This window comes from Micromonospora sp. NPDC002575, from assembly GCF_042889525.1.
In the GTDB taxonomy this organism is placed as follows: domain Bacteria; phylum Actinomycetota; class Actinomycetes; order Mycobacteriales; family Micromonosporaceae; genus Micromonospora; species Micromonospora carbonacea.
Genome location: NZ_JBIARA010000002.1, coordinates 130,481 through 149,215, shown reverse-complemented (window position 1 = coordinate 149,215; position 18,735 = coordinate 130,481). Strand labels below are relative to the sequence as shown.

General features: G+C 74.6%; 12 protein-coding genes. 10 read left to right on the top strand and 2 right to left on the bottom strand.

Going from position 1 to position 18,735, the window contains the following annotated elements; genetic code table 11:
* Positions 1-152: 152 nt before the first annotated feature.
* From ACFYWL_RS04110 to ACFYWL_RS04090, 5 genes are read left to right on the top strand one after another with little or no spacing between them, the layout of a single operon-like run.
* On the top strand, positions 153-2,615 hold the full coding sequence (locus ACFYWL_RS04110) for a glycosyltransferase (RefSeq protein WP_386967083.1): 2,463 nt from the start codon (positions 153-155) through the stop codon (positions 2,613-2,615).
* Positions 2,612-4,255, top strand: a complete 1,644-nt coding sequence (locus tag ACFYWL_RS04105; RefSeq protein ID WP_386967080.1) for a glycosyltransferase family 39 protein — start codon at positions 2,612-2,614, stop codon at positions 4,253-4,255. The genes ACFYWL_RS04110 and ACFYWL_RS04105 overlap by 4 nt, the downstream gene beginning before the upstream one ends.
* On the top strand, positions 4,252-5,667 hold the full coding sequence (locus tag ACFYWL_RS04100; RefSeq protein ID WP_386967078.1) for a phospholipase C: 1,416 nt from the start codon (positions 4,252-4,254) through the stop codon (positions 5,665-5,667). The genes ACFYWL_RS04105 and ACFYWL_RS04100 overlap by 4 nt, the downstream gene beginning before the upstream one ends.
* The gene (locus ACFYWL_RS04095; protein WP_386967075.1) at positions 5,664-7,862 is read left to right on the top strand and encodes a hypothetical protein; all 2,199 of its coding nucleotides are present in this window, start codon (positions 5,664-5,666) and stop codon (positions 7,860-7,862) included. Before ACFYWL_RS04100 ends, ACFYWL_RS04095 begins: the two co-directional genes overlap by 4 nt.
* Before the next feature lie 58 nt (positions 7,863-7,920).
* A complete protein-coding gene (locus tag ACFYWL_RS04090) occupies positions 7,921-9,462 on the top strand; it encodes a DNRLRE domain-containing protein (protein ID WP_386967073.1) in 1,542 nt (513 codons plus the stop codon).
* A 62-nt stretch (positions 9,463-9,524) separates the two neighbouring features.
* On the opposite strand, the gene ACFYWL_RS04085 is transcribed toward ACFYWL_RS04090, so the two are convergent.
* Entirely contained in the window at positions 9,525-11,798 is a 2,274-nt protein-coding gene (locus tag ACFYWL_RS04085) for an ATP-binding cassette domain-containing protein (RefSeq protein ID WP_386967071.1), read from the bottom strand.
* A gap of 256 nt (positions 11,799-12,054) precedes the next feature.
* Positions 12,055-13,248 (bottom strand): hypothetical protein, encoded by a 1,194-nt coding sequence (locus tag ACFYWL_RS04080; RefSeq protein WP_386967068.1) that lies wholly within the window; start codon positions 13,246-13,248, stop codon positions 12,055-12,057.
* Between the two features lie 362 nt (positions 13,249-13,610).
* On the opposite strand from ACFYWL_RS04080, the gene ACFYWL_RS04075 reads away from it, so the two are divergent.
* The 5 genes from ACFYWL_RS04075 to ACFYWL_RS04055 all read left to right on the top strand — a co-directional run bounded on the left by ACFYWL_RS04075 (position 13,611) and on the right by ACFYWL_RS04055 (position 18,646).
* A complete protein-coding gene (locus tag ACFYWL_RS04075; RefSeq protein WP_386967066.1) occupies positions 13,611-14,849 on the top strand; it encodes a D-alanyl-D-alanine carboxypeptidase family protein in 1,239 nt (412 codons plus the stop codon).
* Positions 14,850-14,971: 122 nt separating this feature from the next.
* The gene (locus ACFYWL_RS04070) at positions 14,972-16,159 is read left to right on the top strand and encodes a glycosyltransferase (RefSeq protein WP_386967064.1); all 1,188 of its coding nucleotides are present in this window, start codon (positions 14,972-14,974) and stop codon (positions 16,157-16,159) included.
* On the top strand, positions 16,141-16,905 hold the full coding sequence (locus ACFYWL_RS04065) for a polysaccharide deacetylase family protein (RefSeq protein WP_386967062.1): 765 nt from the start codon (positions 16,141-16,143) through the stop codon (positions 16,903-16,905). Before ACFYWL_RS04070 ends, ACFYWL_RS04065 begins: the two co-directional genes overlap by 19 nt.
* Positions 16,902-17,792, top strand: coding sequence for a DMT family transporter (locus tag ACFYWL_RS04060; protein ID WP_386967060.1), 891 nt, complete (start codon positions 16,902-16,904; stop codon positions 17,790-17,792). Before ACFYWL_RS04065 ends, ACFYWL_RS04060 begins: the two co-directional genes overlap by 4 nt.
* 107 nt (positions 17,793-17,899) lie before the next feature.
* Positions 17,900-18,646 carry a peptidylprolyl isomerase gene (locus ACFYWL_RS04055; RefSeq protein ID WP_386967762.1) on the top strand — a complete coding sequence of 249 codons (747 nt, stop codon included), beginning with the start codon at positions 17,900-17,902 and terminating at the stop codon, positions 18,644-18,646.
* The last annotated feature ends 89 nt before the right edge of the window (positions 18,647-18,735 follow it).

Sequence of the window (18,735 nt, the reverse complement as noted above, 5' to 3'; positions counted from 1 at the left end):
CCTCTCCCGTATCCGAGCGAACCTCTGGGGCCGGCGATCGCGCCGGCATTCAGCGCGTACGTGAATGCATTCCTGCGCTCCTCTGCCGCTTATTTCCAATGACTGTTAATGGCTCCGGGCTGCTCGGGAACCGGAGGCTGGAGAGGTTACCCATGATCGGACACGGGCCGGACGCCCGCGCACGGCAAGCCGTCGGAGAAGACGCCGCGCCGCGGCCACGCGAGCTGCGCGTCCCGGACGGCGCGCCGCCGCCCCGGCTGACCGTCATCGTGCCGACCCGCAACGAGGCGGAGAACATCCCCGTGCTGGTGGGACGCCTCGCCCCGCTGCTGGTGCCCCTGCGCGCGGAGCTGTTGTTCGTCGACGACAGCGACGACGGCACCGACGGGGTCATCGTCGGGGCGTCGGCCGGGGCCCCGACGCCCGTACGGCTAATGCACAGGCCGCCGCAGGCGCGGACCGGCGGCCTGGGCGGGGCGGTCCTGCTCGGCGCCCGGCACGCCCGAGGCGAGTGGGTCCTGGTCATGGACGCGGACCTACAGCACCCGCCGGAGTCGGCCGCGACGCTCGCGGCGGTCGCCATGCGGCACGACGTCGACGTCGTGATCGGCACCCGGTACGCCGGCCGGGGCTCCACCGCCGGCCTGGACGGCCCGCTGCGCGAGGCCACCTCGTCGGCGGCCACCCGGCTGGTGAAGGCCATGTTCCCGCGCCGGCTGGCGACGGTGAGCGACCCGATGAGCGGCCTCTTCGCGTTCCGGCGCGCGGCCGTGCGGCTGGACCGGATGAATCCGCTCGGCTTCAAGGTGCTGCTGGAGCTGCTGGTGCGGCACCCCGGCGCCCGGGTGGCCGAGGTCGCGTACGAGATGGCGCCCCGGCACGAGGGCCGGTCCAAGGCGTCCCTGCGGGAGGGGGTGACGTTCCTGCGGCACCTGGCGCGGCTGCGCGGCCGGCGACTGGTCGGGCAGATCCGGCGTCGCCCGCGCACCCCGGCCGACCGGCTGCGCCAGCTCGTCCGGATGGTCTGCTTCGGGCTGGTCGGGCTCTCCGGGATGGTGGTGAACACCGCGGCGCTCTGGTTCTTCTACGAGCCCGCCAGGCTGCACCACCTCCTCGGCGCGGCGCTGGCCACCCAGCTGTCGACCTCGTGGAACTTCCTGCTGGTGGACAACCTGATCTACCGGCGCACCCGGGTCGGCTCCCTGCCCGCCCGGGCGGTGCGGTTCTTCCTGCTCAACAACGTCCTGCTGCTGCTGCGGCTGCCCGTGTTGCAGGCCCTGGTGTTCGCGGGCGTCGGGGTGCTGGTGGCGAACGCGGCCACCCTGGCGGCGCTGTTCCTGGTCCGCTTCCTCGTCAACGACCAGGTCATCTACGCGGCGCTGGACCGAGGCCGGCGCGACCCGGTCCGGCTGCTGATCGCCTCCGGCGCCGCCGAGGCGGTCACCCCGCCGTCGCGCCGGCGCTACCAGTACCTCAAGTACCGCTACGACGTGGCCGGGGTGGTGACCATCGGCTCCCAGATCATGCTGCCCGAGCTGGAGTTCTTCCGGGCCCAGTGGGTCGCCGACGCCGACGTGGACATCGCGGTGCGGGTCAGCGACGTCGGCGGGCGGGGCCCGCAGCGCCGCGCCGCGCTGACCCAGTACGCCGACCGGTCCGTGCTGCGCTACGAGGAACAGCTCGGGCGGCTGGGCGCGAACTTCCGCATCCAGCTCGGCTCACCCATCGAGATCCAGGTCGGCCCGCTGCTGGCCCGGTCCCCGCACGTGGTCTACACGAACATCGTCGAGGCGCTGCTGCGGTTCGTGATGGTCGCCCGGGGCCACATGCTGCTGCACTCGGCCTGCGTGACCCTCGACGGGGTCGGCGTGATGCTCTCCGCGCTCACCGACACCGGCAAGACCGCCACCGTGCTGCGGCTGCTGCGCGACCACGGCGGGCTGTTCCTCTCCGACGACATGACGATCGTGCGGCCCGACGGCACCGCGACCTGCTTCCCGAAGCCGCTGACCATCAGCGCGCACACCCTGCGGGCCGTGCAGGCGCAGGACCTGACGCCCCGGGAGTGGCGGCGGTTGCAGGTGCAGAGCCGGCTGCACTCCAAGGGCGGCCGGTCGCTGGCGCTGACCCTGGCCCGGTTCAACCTGCCGATCATGGGCATCAACGCCCTCACCCAGCTGCTGGTGCCGCCGCCGAAGTACAGCGTCGACCGGCTGGTGCCGTGCCGCATCGGCACCACCACCCGGGTCGAGGAGCTCTTCGTCATCGAGCGCGGCCGGCCCGCGATGAGCGAACTCGACCACGACGAGACGGTCAACCGGATGATCCGCAACACCGACGACGCGTACGGCTTCCCGCCCTTCCGGTATCTCGCGCCGTCGCTGGCCATCGACGGCCTGCACTACCCGGAGCTGCGGGTGCGGGAGCGGGAGATCCTGGCCGGCTTCCTGTCCCACGTCCGCAGCCGGGTGCTCGTCTCCGACCGGTTCGGCTGGGCCGACGACATCCCCCGGCTGCTGCGCGGCGAGCGCGGGGCGACGCCGGCCCGCGTCGCGCCCGCCCAGGCGTGGCCGCGCTGGAGCGGGGACCTGACGGTCGCCGGGGAGCCCGCGTGAGCCAGCCGGACACGGTCACGGCCGTTGTGCCGGGCCAGCGGCGGGACCACCCGGACGGCCCGGTCCGCCGCCGGATCCCGTCGCCGGCGGCCTGGCTGCCGGCGCTGACCCGCCGGCGGTGGGCGGTGGCCGCCGCGCTGACCGCGATCGGCGGGCTGGCCCTGCTCGTGCGGTCCTGGCGGATCGACCTCTTCGGCTTCAACAGCGACGAGGTGGTGTACGCGGGGCAGGCCGCCTCCCTGGCCGGCAACCCCGGCTACACCGACCTGTTCCCGGTGTTCCGGGCGCACCCGATGCTGTTCCAGGCGCTGCTGTCCCCGCTGCTGCGCGCCGGCGAGGTGGGCATGGGCGGCCGGTGGGTCGTCGCGGTGATCGGGGTGCTCACCGTCCTGGCGGTGTACCCGCTCGGGGCCCGCCTCTACGGCCGCCGGGTCGGGCTGCTCGCCGCGCTGCTGCTCGCCGTCATGCCGTACCACGTGATCGTGACCCGGCAGATCCTGCTGGACGGGCCGATGGTGCTGCTCAGCACGCTGACGCTCTACTGCATGGTCCGCTACGTCCAGCGGCAGGAGCTGGCCTGGTACCTGGCGACCGCCGGGATGCTCGGGCTCACCATGCTGGCGAAGGAGACCAGCATCGTGCTGGCCGGCAGCGTCTACGCGTTCCTGGCGCTGACCCCGCGCGTGCGGCGACCGGTGCGGGCCACCCTGCTGGTCCTGCCGGCGCTCGCCGTCGTCTTCGCGGCGCACCCCGTCTCCCAGGCCCTGGCCGGGGGGTCGAACAGTGGCCGCAACTACCTGGTGTGGCAGCTGTTCCGCCGGCCCAACCATCCCATGTCCTTCTACCTGGAGAACGTGCCGACGGCGATGGGCGTGCTGCTGATCGTCGCCGCGGCCGGCGGCCTCTGGTGGGCCCGCAGGCGCAACGGCTGGCGGGAGACGCTGCTGCTGTCGTGGATCGCCGTGCCGGTGGTGTTCTTCCAGCTCTGGCCGGTGAAGGGCTTCCAGTACCTGCTGCCGGTGGCGGTGCCGGTGGCGCTGCTCGGCGCGCGGGCCCTGGTCCTGTTGCCGGTGCCGACGCGGCTGCGCTGGCCCGGCCGGGGCGGTGCGGCCCGACCGCTGCCGGCCCGGGCCCGCCGCCTGGTCCGGCTGGCCGCCGTCGCCCTGGTCGCCTGGAGCCTGGGGGCCTCGTCCTGGGGCGCGGTCAGCCACCAGGGCAGCTCGACGTTCCTCGCCGGCTCCGGCGGCGTGCCGGGCGGCCGGGAGGCGGGCCGGTGGATCACCGACCACACCCCGGAGGGCTCGGTGATCCTCACGCTGGGCCCGTCCATGTCGAACATCGTGCGGTTCTACAGCCAGCGGCAGAGCTACGGCCTGTCGGTGAGCCCGAACCCGCTGCACCGCAACCCGTCCTACGTGCCGCTGAACAACCCGGACGGGTGGCTGCGCAACAACAATCTGCACTACGTCGTGTGGGACTCGTTCTCCGCGCGGCGGTCCCCCTTCTTCGCCGACCGGCTGATGACGCTCGTCCGCCGGTACCACGGCCGGGTCGTGCACACCGAGTACGTCGGGACCGCCGGCGCCTCGGGCCGCGTGACGCCGGTGCCCGTGGTGGTCGTCTACGAGGTGCGTCCATGATCCGTCCGACCCCCGTCCTCCCCTCCGCCGCCGTGCCGCGGCGGGCCCGCCGGACGTCGCTCGTCGCCGTGCTGGCGGGCCTGGCCCTGGCGGCCTGCCCGTCGGCGGCGCTGGCCCGGCCCGCGCCGACCCGCAGCGCCCCGGCCCCGAGCGCCCCGGCGTCCCCCCGCACGACGACGCCCGTCGAGCACTTCGTCTTCCTCATGCAGGAGAACCACACCTTCGACAACTACTTCGGCACCCGGCCCGGCGTCGACGGGTTCCCGAAGGACGTCTGCATGCCCGTGCAGCGGGGCGTGCCGGAGCCCTGCGTCACCCCGTTCCACATCGGCAAGCTCGGCGCGATCGACCTGGACCACTCCGCCGAGGCGTTCCGCACCCAGTACAACGGCGGCCGGATGGACGGCTTCGTCGAGGGGGTGAGCAAGCAGGGCAAGGACGGCCGGATGGCGATGGCCTACTACGACGAGCGGGACCTGCCCTACTACTGGAACATCGCCGACGAGTACGTGTTGTTCGACCGCTTCTTCAGCTCCTCCAACTCCGGCAGCATCCGCAACCACATGTACCGGGTGACCGGCGGGCCGGGCGCCACCGGCAAGGCCGAGACCATCCCGGCGCAGGGCTGGGGGGACGTCCCCACCATCTTCGACCGGCTGGAGGCGGCCGGGATCAGCTGGAAGTTCTACGTGCAGAACTACGACCCGACGATCACCTTCCGGTCGCGGGTGGAGGAGGAGAACATCGACCGGGGCGCGCAGGTGATCTGGGTGCCGCTGCTCGCGTACGCCCGCTACGTCGACGACCCCCGGCTGTCCCGCAGGATCGTCAACCTGGACGAGTACTACGCCGACGCCGCGCGGGGCGACCTGCCCGCCGTGTCCTTCATCGCCCCGGCCGGCAACAGCGAGCACCCGCCCGGCAACGTCGGCTCCGGCCAGAACCTCGTGCGGGCGCTGCTCACCCAGCTCATGCGCTCCCCGAACTGGTCGTCCTCGGCGTTCCTGTGGTCCTACGACGACTGGGGTGGCTGGTACGACCACGTCACCCCGCCCCAGGTCGACCGCTACGGCTACGGCTTCCGGGTGCCCGCGCTGCTGGTCAGCCCGTACGCCCGCCGGGGGCACGTCGACTCGACCACCCTGGACTTCACCTCCGCCCTGAAGTTCATCGAGGTCAACTGGGGGGTGAAGCCGCTGGCCAGCCGGGACGCCAAGGCGCAGACGTTCCTGGGCGCGTTCGACTTCGACGCGCCGCCGCGCCCCGGCGTGCTGCTCAGCGCCGAGCGGGTGCCGGTGGCGGTGCACCGCCCCGACCCCCGGCCGGTCTACGCGTCGTACGCCGTCGCGGTCGGCCTGGTCGCGGCGCTGGTCGCGGCGGCGGCGCTGCGCGGCCGGCGGAGGCACCGGTGACCGCCCGGCGGCTGCTGCCGCTGCTGCTCGGCGTGCTGGCGGTGCTGCTCCTGCCGGCCCCCGCCGTGGCCGCGCCCGCCTCCGCGCTGCCCGGCACGTTGAAGATCCAGATGGTCCCGCCGATCAAGGGCGTGGTGGTCACCGTCGACGGCAACACGGCCCGTTCCGACCCCAAGGGACTGCTGCGCGTGCGGGTGCGCAACTTCACCGGCCTGGACCAGCGGCTCACGGTGGTGCCCACCGAGGTGAGCCCCGACCGCCGGGTGCTGTTCGACCGGTTCCGGGGCAGCCTCGACCACGGGGTGCACAGCCGCACCGTCGAGGTGGGGCTGCGCACGCAGCGCCGCGTCTCGTGGCGCTACGCCGACCGCGACGGCGCGCCGGTCCCCCTCGGGCGGGTGACCGAGATGCGGCTGCGCAGCAACACCGGCGAGGTGATCGAGCTGACCGGGGCGGACCTGGCCCGGCCGCTGTGGGTCGCCGAGAGCCGCACCCAGCAGGGCCCCCGGGGGCTGGCCTCCAAGCAGCTCTACTACGTGGTCGACACCGTCATGGTCGACGGCACGTCGGTGGTGAACCGGGCGGGCCACAAGTTCGTCCCGTGGGAACGCCAGGACTGGCTGATCGAGCTGCTCTTCTTCAAGGTGTCCTTCTCCGCCGACGACATGTTCTTCGCCCAACGGGCCGGCGACGGCATCCGGCTCACCCGCGCCGACGGGCGGGTGCAGCGCCTGCCGTTCGCGGCCGACGGCAGCGTCCTGGTGCCCGACCTGCCCCGGGGCACCTACACGGTGACCGTGCTGGGCGGCGGGGTCTCCTTCGGGCGGCCGGTGAGCATCAGCCGCGACCAGCAGGTGACGCTCAGCGTGATCAGCCCCGTCGACCTGGCGCTGGTGGTGCTCGGCGCGCTCGGCGTGGCCGTCGGCCTGGTCCTGGTGGGCCGGCCGGCGCTGCGGCGGCGGCTGCGGATCCGGCTGCCGCGCCGGGCGCGCCCGGCACACCAGCGGGGCGGCCGGTGGCGGCGGCCCCTGCGGGTCGGGCTCGGGTCCGTCGTGGCGCTGCTGCTGCTGGCCGCCGTCGTCGGCGTGGTCGCGTCGCGGCCCGCCCGGGCGGCGGACGGCCCCGCGCCGGCCCCGTCCGCCGCCGCGCCGGTGCCCGTGTTCGCCCACTACTACATCTGGTTCAACCCGACCTCGTGGAACCGGGCGAAGATCGACTATCCGCAGCTCGGGCGGTACTCCAGCGACGACACCGAGATCATGCGGCGGCACGTGCGGATGGCCAAGGCGGCCGGGGTGACCGGCTTCCTGGTCTCCTGGAAGCACACCCCGCAGCTCGACGGCCGGCTGGCCAAGCTGGTCGAGGTGGCCCGGGCGGAGAGCTTCCGGCTCGGCATCGTCTACCAGGGGCTCGACTTCAGCCGCAAGCCCCTGCCCCTGGCCACCGTCCGCGCCGACCTCGACCTCTTCGCCACCCGGTACGCCACCGACGAGGTCTTCGACGTCTTCGACAAGCCGGTGGTGGTCTGGAACGGCAGCGACCGGTTCACCGCCGCCGAGGTCGCCGACACCGTCCGTGCCGCACGGAAGCGGCTGCTGGTCCTCGGCGCCGCCAAGTCCACCGAGGAGGTGGCGACGTACGGCACGGCGCTCGACGGCCAGGCGTACTACTGGTCGTCGGCGGATCCGGTCGACGGCCGCACCCAGGACCGGCTGGCGGCGATGTCCCGGGCGGTGCACCTGCACGGCGGGCTCTGGATCGCCCCGGTCGCCCCCGGGTACGACGCCCGCCAGCTCGGCGGGCAGCGGGAGGTGGCCCGCCGCGACGGCGAGACGTTGCGGGCGTCCTTCGCCGCCGCCCGGCTGTCCCAACCCGACGCGCTCGGCGTGATCAGTTGGAACGAGTTCAGCGAGAACACCCATGTCGAACCGAGCGAGCGGTTCGGCGCGAGATACCTGGAGGTGCTGGCGGACCTGCTGGGCGTCGACATCGACCACGACGTGGCGATGGACAGCCAGCAGGAGCACGACGACCACTGGGGCCTGCCCGCCTGGGGCGCCGTGGTGGCCAGCGGCGGCGTACTCGCGCTCCTGCCGCTGTGGGTGTTCCTCCGCCGCCGGCGCTCGCCGGACGGCGCGGCGTCACCGGCGCAGCGCGGCGCCGACCACGACGTGGAGGCGCCCGTGGACAGCTGACGGGGCGACCGCCCCACCCGGGTGTCGCCCCACCTTCGCAGATGGGGCTGGAGGAGTCATGACAAGTGAACACCGGAGGGTCGCGGGCCGCGTGGCGGCGGTCCTGCTGCTGGCGGGCGCGGCCCTGGTCGGACCCGCCGCGGTGGCCGCGCCGGCGACCCTGACCCCGGCGGCCGACGCCACCGTGGACGCCGCGTATCCCACCCGCAACCACGGCGGGGCCGCCTCGCTGCGGGTCGACGGCTCGCCGCGCCAGGTCGCGTACCTGCGCTTCGACGTCACCGGCGCGGGCGACGAGCCGTCGGCGGTGCTGCGGCTGTACGCCGAGACCGCGAGCAGCACCGGGCTGAGCGTGCACGGCGTCTCCGAGGGCGACTGGCGGGAGGACACGCTGACCTACCAGAACGCGCCACCGATGGGCCCCGTCGTCGCCAGCAGCGGCCCGACGGCCGCCGACACCTGGCTCTCCGTCGACGTGTCGTCGCTGGTCACCGGGGACGGGCCGGTGACCCTGGCCCTCACCACCACCAACGACACCGGCTTCCGGCTCGCCAGCCGGGAGGGAACGGGGAGCCGCCGGCCGCAACTGATCGTCCCCGCCCCGCCGAACCCGTCGCCCTACACGATCAGCCGCGTCGGGGCCACCACCTACAGCGCCGTGTCCGACGTGACGGGGCAGACCTGGACGGGCAGCCTCAAGAGCGTGGTGGAGAGCGCGGCGGCCGACGTGAACCGGCTCGGCGGCGGCACGATCGCGTTCACCGCCGGGACTTTCGACCTGGGCAACGAGTTCTTCAAGCTGGAGGGGCTGCGCAACGTGACCTTCGCCGGGGCCGGGATGGACCTGACGCTGATCCGCAACGACAGCTCCGCCGCGGCGGACACCGAGCCGTTCAACACCAAGGGGATGGACGGCTCGGTGGTCCGCGACCTCACCGTGTCGGCCGGCGGGCCGCCGCGCACCACCAGCGACGCCCTCGACTTCGACGACGGCAACAACATGCTGGTGGAGCGGGTGCGGGTGACCGCGTCGCGGGGGCGGGGCATCGTCTTCGACGGCAAGAACCAGAGCTGGACCTCGATGGGCAACACGGTGCGCGACTGCCAGGTCAGCGGCACCGCCAGCGACGGCATCGAGCTGCTGGCCACCAGCGGCGACACCGTCACCGGCTGCGTGATCACCGACGTGGGCGGGCACGGGGTGCAGATCAACCGGTCCTCGCCGAGCGCCGACCAGCCCAACAAGACCGCCGACGACAACGTCGTCAGCGACAACCGGATCGACCAGGCCGGCCAGGACGGCATCAACGTCGACGGCGGCACCGGCAACCACATCGTCGACAACCACGTCACCAACAGCGCCGACGACACCGCCGGCCGCGACGGCATCCGGATCACCACGGCGACGGCGGTGCCCTGCTCCGGCAACGTCGTCGCCGGCGACGTGGCCACCGACACCCAGCCCGACAGGACCCAGCGGTACGGCCTGAACATCGCCTCCGCGGGCTGCCTGGCGACGGTCGTGGGGCCGGGCAACAGCTTCACCGGCAACCTGTCCGGGGCGATCCGGGACGCCGGCACCGGGACGGTCCACGGGTAGCCAACGCCCCGGCGGGGCGGGTCGGGTCCACCACCGCTGGCGGCGGTGGACCCGACCCGGCCTCACCTGCCGACGTACTCGCGCAGGTGGGTGGCGGTGAGCGTGTCCCCGCGCGCGACCAGGTCGGCCGGGGTGCCGGTGAACACGATCCGGCCGCCGTCGTGGCCGGCGCCCGGGCCGAGGTCGATGATCCAGTCCGCGTGCGCCATCACCGCCTGGTGGTGCTCGACGACGACCACGGTGTTGCCGGCGTCGACCAGCCGGTCCAGCAGGGCCAGCAGCTTGTCGACGTCGGCCAGGTGCAGGCCGGTGGTGGGCTCGTCCAGCACGTAGGTGTGCGCCTTCTCGCCCATGTGGATGGCCAGCTTGAGCCGCTGCCGCTCGCCCCCGGAGAGGGTGGTCAGCGGCTGGCCGAGGCTGAGGTAGCCCAGGCCGACGTCGGCCAGGCGGTCCAGCACCGACCGGGCCGGCCCGCTCGGGAAGAAGCCCCGGGCCTCGGTCACCGACATGGCGAGCACCTCGCTGATGTTCTTCCCCCGCAGCGTGTACGCGAGCACCTGCGGGGTGAACCGGCGGCCCTCGCACTCCTCGCACACCGAGGCGACCCCGGCCATCATCGCGAGGTCGGTGTAGACGACGCCGATGCCCCTGCACTTCGGGCAGGCGCCCTCGGAGTTGGCGCTGAACAGGGCCGGCCTGACCTTGTTGGCTTTGGCGAAGGCGGACCGGACCGGGTCGAGCAGGCCGGTGTAGGTGGCCGGGTTGCTGCGCCGGGAGCCGCGGATGGGGGACTGGTCGACGACGACCACCCCCGCACGGCGGGGCAGGCAGCCGTGGATCAGCGAGCTCTTGCCGGAGCCGGCCACGCCGGTGACGACGGTCAGCACGCCGAGCGGCACGTCGACGTCGACGTCGCGCAGGTTGTGCAGGTTGGCGCCGCGGATCGGCAGGTGCCCGGTGGGCGTGCGGGCGTGCTCCCGCAGGCGCGTCCGGTGGTCCAGGTGCCGGCCGGTCAGGCAGTCGGCGCGGCGCAACCCGGCGACGTCTCCGGCGTAGCAGATCCGGCCGCCGTCCGGGCCGGCCCCCGGGCCGAGGTCGACCACGTGGTCGGCGATCGCGATCGTCTCCGGCTTGTGCTCCACCACCAGCACCGTGTTGCCCTTGTCCCGCAGGCGCAGCAGCAGGCCGTTCATCCGGGCGATGTCGTGCGGGTGCAGCCCGACCGTCGGCTCGTCGAAGACGTACGTGACGTCGGTGAGGCTGGAGCCGAGGTGCCGGACCATCTTGACCCGCTGGGCCTCGCCGCCGGACAGGCTGCCCGACTCGCGGTCGAGGCTGAGGTAGCCCAGGCCGATCTCGACCAGCGAGTCGAGCAGTTCCCGCAGGTTGCCGACCAGCGGGGCCACCGACGGGTCGTCGATGCCGCGCACGAACGCGGCGAGGTCGCTGATCTGCATCGCGCTGCACTCGGCGATGTTGCGCCCGGCGATCCGCGCGGACAGGGCGGCCCGGTTGAGCCGCGCGCCTGCGCAGCCGCCGCAGGTCGCGAACGTGACCGCCCGCTCGACGAACGCCCTGATGTGCGGCTGCGTCGGCTCCTTGTCCTTGCTCAGGTAGAGCCGGCGGACCTTCACCGCCAGGCCCTCGTACGTGATGGTGTGGTTGCCGACCTTCATCTTGGTGGCCGGCTTGTGCAGGAAGTCCTGCCACTGCTGGGCGGTGAAGTCCTGGAGCTTGACGTCGGGGTCGAACAGGCCGGAGCCGACGATGCTCTGCCAGTACCACGAGTCGACCGCGAAGTTCGGCACGGTGATCGCCCCGTCGTTGAGCGAGCGCTCGACGTCAACGAGCTGGTCGACGTCGAGGTCGGAGACCCGGCCGAGCCCCTCGCAGGTGGGGCACATCCCCTCGGCGAGGTTGAAGCTGAACGCGCCGGCCGGGCCGACGTGCGGCTGCCCCAGCCGGCTGAAGACGATGCGCAGCATCGCGTACGCGTCGGTCGCGGTGCCGACGGTGGACCGCGAGTTCGCCCCCATCCGCTCCTGGTCGACGACGATCGCGGCGCTGAGGTTGCGCAGCGAGTCGACGTCGGGCCGGGACAGGCTGGGCATGAACGACTGGAGGAAGGCGCTGTACGTCTCGTTGATCATGCGCTGCGACTCGGCGGCGATGGTGCCGAACACGAGCGACGACTTCCCCGAGCCGGAGACGCCGGTGAAGACCGTGAGGCGGCGCTTGGGGATGTCCACCGAGACGGACGCGAGGTTGTTCTCCCGGGCGCCGCGCACCTCGATCATGTCGTGGCTGTCGGCGATGGACCGTGCTGGCTGCTGCATACGAACCCTTCACGCGAGCGACGGGCAGGGCGACCCCGACCTGCGGTCGCCCCGGGGCCTGGTCGCTTCAATTGTCTCATTCGACCGCCCGTGAAGACTTGTCTCGCCGTTGCTCCTGCTCGGAGGCGTTGGGCGGCGGGAAAGTCTCAAACCGGAGACATCCGCCCGGGGTGGGCGGCGTCCGGCGGACGCGGGCGGGCCCCGCCCGGTGGGGATTCCACCGGGCGGGGCCCGCCGGGTCGCGCGTGTCGGCCGGTCAGCTCAGGCCGCAGGTGGCCAGGTCCAGGCGCGGGTCGGGGCGCTGGCCGGTGACCCGGCCGATGTCGGTGGCGATCCGGTTGAGCACCGCCACCCGCTTGTCCTTCAGCGGGCCGAGGATGGCGTTGTTGACGAAGTTCGGGCCGCCCTCCGGCCGGACCGCGAGCTGGGCGAGGCGGGCGTTGGCCTCGGCGATCTGCTGGTCGAGCTGGTTCAGCTCGTTCTGCACCTGGCCGGCGGCGGCAGCGGGCACGGCGTCGAGCTGGTTGCGCACGTTCGGGCAGTTCACCGTCTGCGCCACGCCGGTGTTGCCGTTGCCCGCGTTGCCGTTGCCCGCGTTGTTGCCGGCCCCCGCGGCGCCACCGTTGTTGCCCGCGTTGCCGTTGTTACCCGCGTTGCCGTTGTTGCCGCCGGCCGCGTTGCCCGCCCCGGCGTTGAGGCCGCAGGTGGCGAGGCTGGACAGGTCGGGGCGCTGGCCGCCGGCCCGCGCGATGTCGAGCGCGATCCGGTCGAGCACGGCGATCCGCTTGCTCCTGAGCGGGCCGAGGACGGCGTTGTTGACGAAGTTCGGTCCGCCCTCGGGCTGCACGGCGAGCTGGGCGAGGCGGGCGTTCGCGGCGGCGATCTCCCGGTCCAGGTTGGCCAGCTCCTGCTGGACCCCCGCCGCCGCGCCGGCCGGCACGGCGGGCAGCTGGCCGCGTACGTCCGGGCAGTTCACGGTCTGCGCGCCACCGGCGGCGACCGCGCCGTTGTTGTCGGCGTTGCCGTTGTTGGCGCCCGCGTTGGCCGGGGCCGCGCCGTTGCGCAGCGTGCAGGTGGCGAGCTGGTCGAGGCCCGCCGGGGCGGTGCCGCCGACCCGGGTGATGTTCAGCCGGATCCGGTCGAGCACGGCCCGGCGCTTGCCGGCGATGTCGTTGAGCTGGCCGGACGCGGCTCCCGGCTCGCGGGCCAGCCGGGCGTTGACGTTGGCGATCTGGGTCTCCAGGTTGCGCAGCTCCTGGTCCACCCCCGCCTTCGCGGCGGCCGGCACCGCGCCCAGCTTGTCGGCAACGGTCGGACAGGTGACCGACACCGCCGTCGCCGTGCTCTCGCCGGCGGACGCCAGCGACAGGCCGGCACCGAGCACCAGTGCCGCGAAGGCACCGACCCCGCCGAGCTTCAGGACGGCATTCTTTCGCGTGCGCCTGACCATGCACCTCTCCTTGTCCTGACCGCCGCAACGTCCGGAGTCAATGTCCGAACCCGTCGTCGGCGATGTGCCGTGACGATTGAAAGAAACCGGAGACCGGCCGGCGGGAACGGCGTCACGCCCGTTCCCGGAATGCTTCCGGACGGTTCCACGGACAGGCGGATACGTCGTGACAGCCCCGGCATGGCAATCGCGGACGACCCGTTTTCCTTCGCCGGTGAGTACGGATCTTCGCCGGCGATCGTTCAACTCTTTCCCCGACGAATTTCCGCCGCCGCCGCACCGACCGGGGCCGAACGCGAGAGCCGCCCGCCTCGCACGTCGCACACCGGACGACGGCCGGTCGCCCGGTTAGGGTGCAGGGCATGAGAGCTCCGGTGCTGGCCCTCGCCGCCGCCGTCGTCCTCGGCACGGCCGGGGCGTCCGCGCCGGTTTCCGCCGACCCGACGCGGCAGGCCGCCGCGCCCGCCGCCCCGGTGCCCTGTCCCAGGGCGCAGGCGCCGCAGGTGGAGCGCTCCCCACGGCCCACGCCCCCGCCGTCGGTGCCGCAACAGCAGGCGGTGGGCGGGCCGGCGCTGGCCACCCCGGCCCTCGTCGCGCCGGCCGGCGCGCCCGCGCCGCCGGCGGTCACCGCCACCTCCTGGCTGGTCGCCGACCTGGACACCGGGGCGGTGCTCGGCGGCTGCGGCCCACACGAGTACGCCACGCCGGCCAGCGTGCAGAAGCTCCTGCTGACCGCCACCGCGCTGCCGAGGCTGGACCCGAAGCGGACGGTCACGGTGACCCACGAGGACCTGGACATCGCCCCCGGCAGTTCGGCGGTGGGCCTGCTGGAGGGTGGCCGCTACACCGTCGAGACCGTCTTCCTGGGGCTGCTGATGCAGTCGGGCAACGAGGCGGCCAACGTGCTGGCCCGGCTGATCGGCGGTCCCGACGGCGCGGCCGGCGGGGTACGGGCGATGAACGCCGAGGCCCGCCGCCTCGGCGCCCTACAGACCCACGCGGTGACCCCGTCCGGCCTGGACGGCCCCGGCCAGTTCACTAGCGCGTACGACCTGGCGCTGATCGCCCGGGCCTGCTTCGCCGACCCCACCTTCCGCCGGTACGCGCTGACCGAACAGGCCCGGATTCCCGACCAGCCCGCGCTGCGCCGGAAGGGCTTCCAGATCCAGAACGAGAACCAGCTCGTCTACCGCTACCCGGGCGCGCTGGGCGGCAAGACCGGCTTCACCGACTACGCCCGGCACACCTACGTCGGCGCGGCGCAGCGCGGCGGCCGGCGGCTCGTGGTCACCCTGCTCGGCGCCGAGCCCCGGCCGATGCGTGGCTGGGAACAGGGCGCCGCGCTGCTCGACTGGGGTTTCTCGCTGCCCCGCGACGCCTCGGTGGGCCGCCTCGTCGCGCCGGGGGAGACGGCCGCCAACGGTGCGCCAGCGGCGTCCCCGACGGCCGGCGCGGCGGTCACCCCCGAGCCCCGCGCGGTGGCCGCCCACCGGGTCGCCCCGTCGGGTTGGGCGGCGTCCTGGCCGTTCGTCGCCGCGGCCGTCGCCGTGGCCGGCCTGCTCGCCGCCGTTCTCCTGCACCGCCGCCGACGCCGGGCCTGAGGCTGCCGCGCCGCTTGAGGCTGCCGCGCCGCCGTCGCCGGGCCTGAGGCTGCCGCGCCCCCGACGCCGGACCCGAGGCGGCTGCGGGGAGTCAGGCCGCTCCGAACGGGTAAGCGCGCGCGGTGAACGCGCAGCACCAGGGGACGATCGTCGTCGTGTCGGCGGACGTGGGGGCCGGGCACGACTCGGCCGCCGCCGAGCTGACCCGTCGGCTCGCCGACCGGGGCTTCGCGGTGCACCGGGTGAACTTCCTGGACCTCCTGCCCCGCCCGGCGCGGTGGGCGCTCCGCGAGGCGTACCGGGGCGTCCTGCGCTGGGCGCCGTGGGGTTACAACGCGCTGTTCACCGTCACCGGCCGGTCCCGGCTCGTGGTGGCCGTCCTGCGGGGCGCGCTCGCGCCGCTGCGCGGGCGCGCCCGGCGGGCCGTCCCAGCCGGCACCCGGGCGGTCGTCACCACGTACCCGTTCGCGAACCAGCTCCTGGGGCCGCTGCGCCGCAGCGGGCTGCTCCCCGTTCCCCTGGTCACCTACGTCACCGACTTCGTCGTGCACCCCACCTGGGTCGCGCCCGGAGTCGACATCTACTGCACCCTGCGGCACGCCCGGCACCACGCGTCGGGAACCGGCGAGCCACTCGACGTGCGCACGGTCGCGCCGCTGGTCTCGGCCGACTTCCCGGCGGCGACGCAGACGAGCCGCCGGGCGGCCCGGCGGCGCTTCGGGCTGCCGGAGCGGGAACGGCTCGTGCTGATCGTGGCCGGGGCGTGGGGGACGGGCGACATCGAGGCGACGGTCGCCGACGTGGCCGCGGCCGAGGGAGTGCGCACCGTGGTCGTCTGCGGCCGAAACGCCACCCTGCGCCAGCGGCTGCGCGGGCTCACCCACCACGTCCTCGGCTGGGTCGACGACATGCCCACGCTGATGCGGGCCGTCGACGTCGTGGTGGAGAACGCGGGCGGGCTGACCTGCCAGGAGGCGCTGAGCTGCGGGCTGCCGGTGATCACCTACCGCCCCCTGCCGGGACACGGCCGGGCCAACGCGGCGATCCTCGCCGACGCAGGGCTGACCCGCTGGGCCCCGTCCGCCGAGCAGCTGCGGCGGGCGCTGGCCACGCCGGAGCCGCCGTCTCCCGACGGGTGGACGGGCGGCTGGGCGGACCCCGCCGGCCTGGTGGCCGACGAGGCGGGGCGGCAGGCCGACGCCGGCTGCGCCGTGTACCGCAGGAGGAGGGCCCTTCTCGACGCGGTCGACGAGGCGGTCGGCGTGCTGGCCACGGTGCTGCCCTCGATCCGGTGGACGGGCGGGCGGTGACCGCGCCGCGCGGGCGTCGGCGGCCCGCCCTGGCGCTGGCCGGCACCGCCGCGGTCGCCCTCGCCGCCCACCTCGGCCCCGCGACCACCGCCGTGGGGCCGGTGCGCCGCCGGGTCTTCCCCCGCCTCGGCGGCGCGGGCCGGCCCGGACGGATCGCCCTGACCTTCGACGACGGGCCCGACCCCGAGTCCACCCCCCGCTTCCTCGACGTGCTCGCCGAGCATCGGACGCGGGCCACGTTCTTCGTGCTCGGCACGATGCTCGTGCGGTCGCCCTGGCTGGCGGCGGACCTCGTCGCCGCCGGGCACGAGGTGGCCGTGCACGGCTGGGAGCACCGCAACCTGCTGGGCCGGGGCCCGCTGGCCACCTACCGGGACCTGGGCCGGGCCCGGGCGCTGGTCGAGGCCACCACCGGCCGGGTCCCCCGCTTCTTCCGCCCGCCGTACGGGGTGCTGACGGGCCCGGCGCTGCTGGCGAGCGCGCGGCTCGGGCTGACGCCCGTGCTGTGGACCCGCTGGGGCCGCGACTGGACGACGTCGGCGACCCCCGACTCGGTCTTCGACGCCGTCACCGCCCGGCTGGCCGGCGGCGACACCGTCCTGCTGCACGACGCGGACTGCGCCGCGGCCCCCGGCGCGTGGCGGGCCACCCTCGCCGCCCTGCCCCGCCTGCTGGCCGAGTGCCGCCGCCGGGGCTGGGCCGTGGGCCCGCTCGGCGAGCACCGGGGGCCGGGTCCGGGGTCGTGAGCCTGGCGGTGGCGTGCGCCCTGGGCGCCGCGTTCTGCTTCGCGGTGTCCACGGCGATGCACCAGCGGGCCGCGAAGCGGCAGCGGCGGCACCACCCGCTCGACCCCCGGCTGCTGCTGCGGCTGCTGCGCACGCGCCTGTGGCGGCTCGGCTGGGCGCCCGACGTCGCCGGCGTCTGCCTACAGGCGGTGGCCCTGCGGTCCGGGCCGCTGGCGCTCGTCCAGCCGCTGACGGCCAGCGGCCTGTTCATGGCGATCCTGATCGAGGCCGGCTGGAACCGGCGGCGGGCGGGCGCGCGGGACCTGCTCGGCGCTGCGGTGGGGCTGGTCGGCCTGGCGGCCTTCCTGACCGTCGCCGAGCCGCAGGCGGGAGTCCCTGCGCCGCCGACGGACGCCTGGTGGCGGGTGGCGCTGGGCGTGGGCGGGATCGTCGCGGTCGCGCTGGCGTTGTCGGCGCTGGTGACCGGGGCGTCCCGGGGCGCGCTGCTCGGCTTCGCCGCCGGCACCCTCTACGGCGTCGCCGCGGCCCTGGTCAAGGCGCTGACCGCCGGCTTACCCGGCGATCCCCGCGCCCTCGTGCTCGACCCGCTGCTGCCCGCCTCGGCCGTGGTCGCCCTGACGGGGCTGGTGATCAACCAGAGCGCCTTCCAGAGCGGCCGGATCGCCGCCCCGCTCACCGCGCTCACCCTCGCCGACCCGGTGGTGAGCGTGGTGCTCGGGGTGACCGTGTTCCAGGAGACGATCACCCTGGGCGGCCCCCGGGTGATCGTGCTGGCCCTGGCGGTGGCGGCCATCGCGGCCGGGGTCTGGCTCGCCGGCACCGCCCCGACGTCGTCGCCGGGCCCCGGGCGCGTGTCGGCGTCGACAGGAGGGCGGCGCAATCCATAGACTGCGATCTTTCTGGAGTCACGCGCCCAGGAGGACGCCACGTGTCGAGGTCATCCCGCCGGCAGCCGGTTCCGCCGCCCCCGGCCCGTCGCCGCAGGCCACGGGCGCTGTCCCGGCTCGCCGGGGTCGCGCTGCTCGCCACGGGGCTGGTCGGCGGCAGCGCCGCCGTCGCCGTCGCCGCGCCGCCGTCGGCCACCGGGACCGCCGTCACCGAGGTTCCGCCGCCGGCGACGCCCGGGCCGTGCGCGTACACCGAGACCCCCGACGAGCCGCCGGCCCGGCCCGTCCCGCTGCCGCCCGACCCCCGCCGGACGCCCGAGCACGGCTCCGTGCGGGTCACGCTGCGCACCAATTACGGCCCGATCGGGCTGACCCTCGACCGCGGGCAGGCACCCTGCACCGTGCAGAGCTTCCTGCACCTGGCCCGGCACCGGTTCTACGACCGCACGTCGTGCCACCGGCTCACCGCGTACCCCACGCTGAGCGTGCTCCAGTGCGGCGACCCGTCGGGCACCGGCGAGGGCGGGCCGGGCTACCGGTACGCCGACGAGCTGCCCACCGACCTGCCGCCCGCCCCGACGGACCCGACGGGCGCGCGCCGCGTCTACGCCCGGGGCCTGCTCGCCATGGCCAACGCCGGCCCCGACACCAACGGCAGCCAGTTCTTCCTGGTGTACGCGGACTCGGCGCTGCGCCCGAACTACACCGTCTTCGGCGAGGTGGACGCCGCCGGCCTGGCCACCCTGGACCGGATCGCCGCCGGCGGTATCGCCCCCACGCCCGAGGACCCGGCCCCCGTCGACGGCGCGCCCGCGCTGCCGGTGGAGATCCGCCGGGCGGTGCGCGGACGCTGACCCCGCCGCCGGCCGCCGGATTCGGCCGGTGGCCGCCTACCAGCCGAAATGCTGCTAGAACGGTGGGTATGGGGCGGCGGCGCGGGGCG

Coding starts and splice junctions, on each gene's coding strand:
- ACFYWL_RS04075 (WP_386967066.1), top strand. CDS start 13,611: ATGAGAGCTCCGGTGCTGGCCCTCGCCGCCGCCGTCGTCCTCGGCACG.
- ACFYWL_RS04080 (WP_386967068.1), bottom strand. CDS start 13,248: ATGGTCAGGCGCACGCGAAAGAATGCCGTCCTGAAGCTCGGCGGGGTC.
- ACFYWL_RS04085 (WP_386967071.1), bottom strand. CDS start 11,798: ATGCAGCAGCCAGCACGGTCCATCGCCGACAGCCACGACATGATCGAG.
- ACFYWL_RS04100 (WP_386967078.1), top strand. CDS start 4,252: ATGATCCGTCCGACCCCCGTCCTCCCCTCCGCCGCCGTGCCGCGGCGG.
- ACFYWL_RS04110 (WP_386967083.1), top strand. CDS start 153: ATGATCGGACACGGGCCGGACGCCCGCGCACGGCAAGCCGTCGGAGAA.
- ACFYWL_RS04090 (WP_386967073.1), top strand. CDS start 7,921: ATGACAAGTGAACACCGGAGGGTCGCGGGCCGCGTGGCGGCGGTCCTG.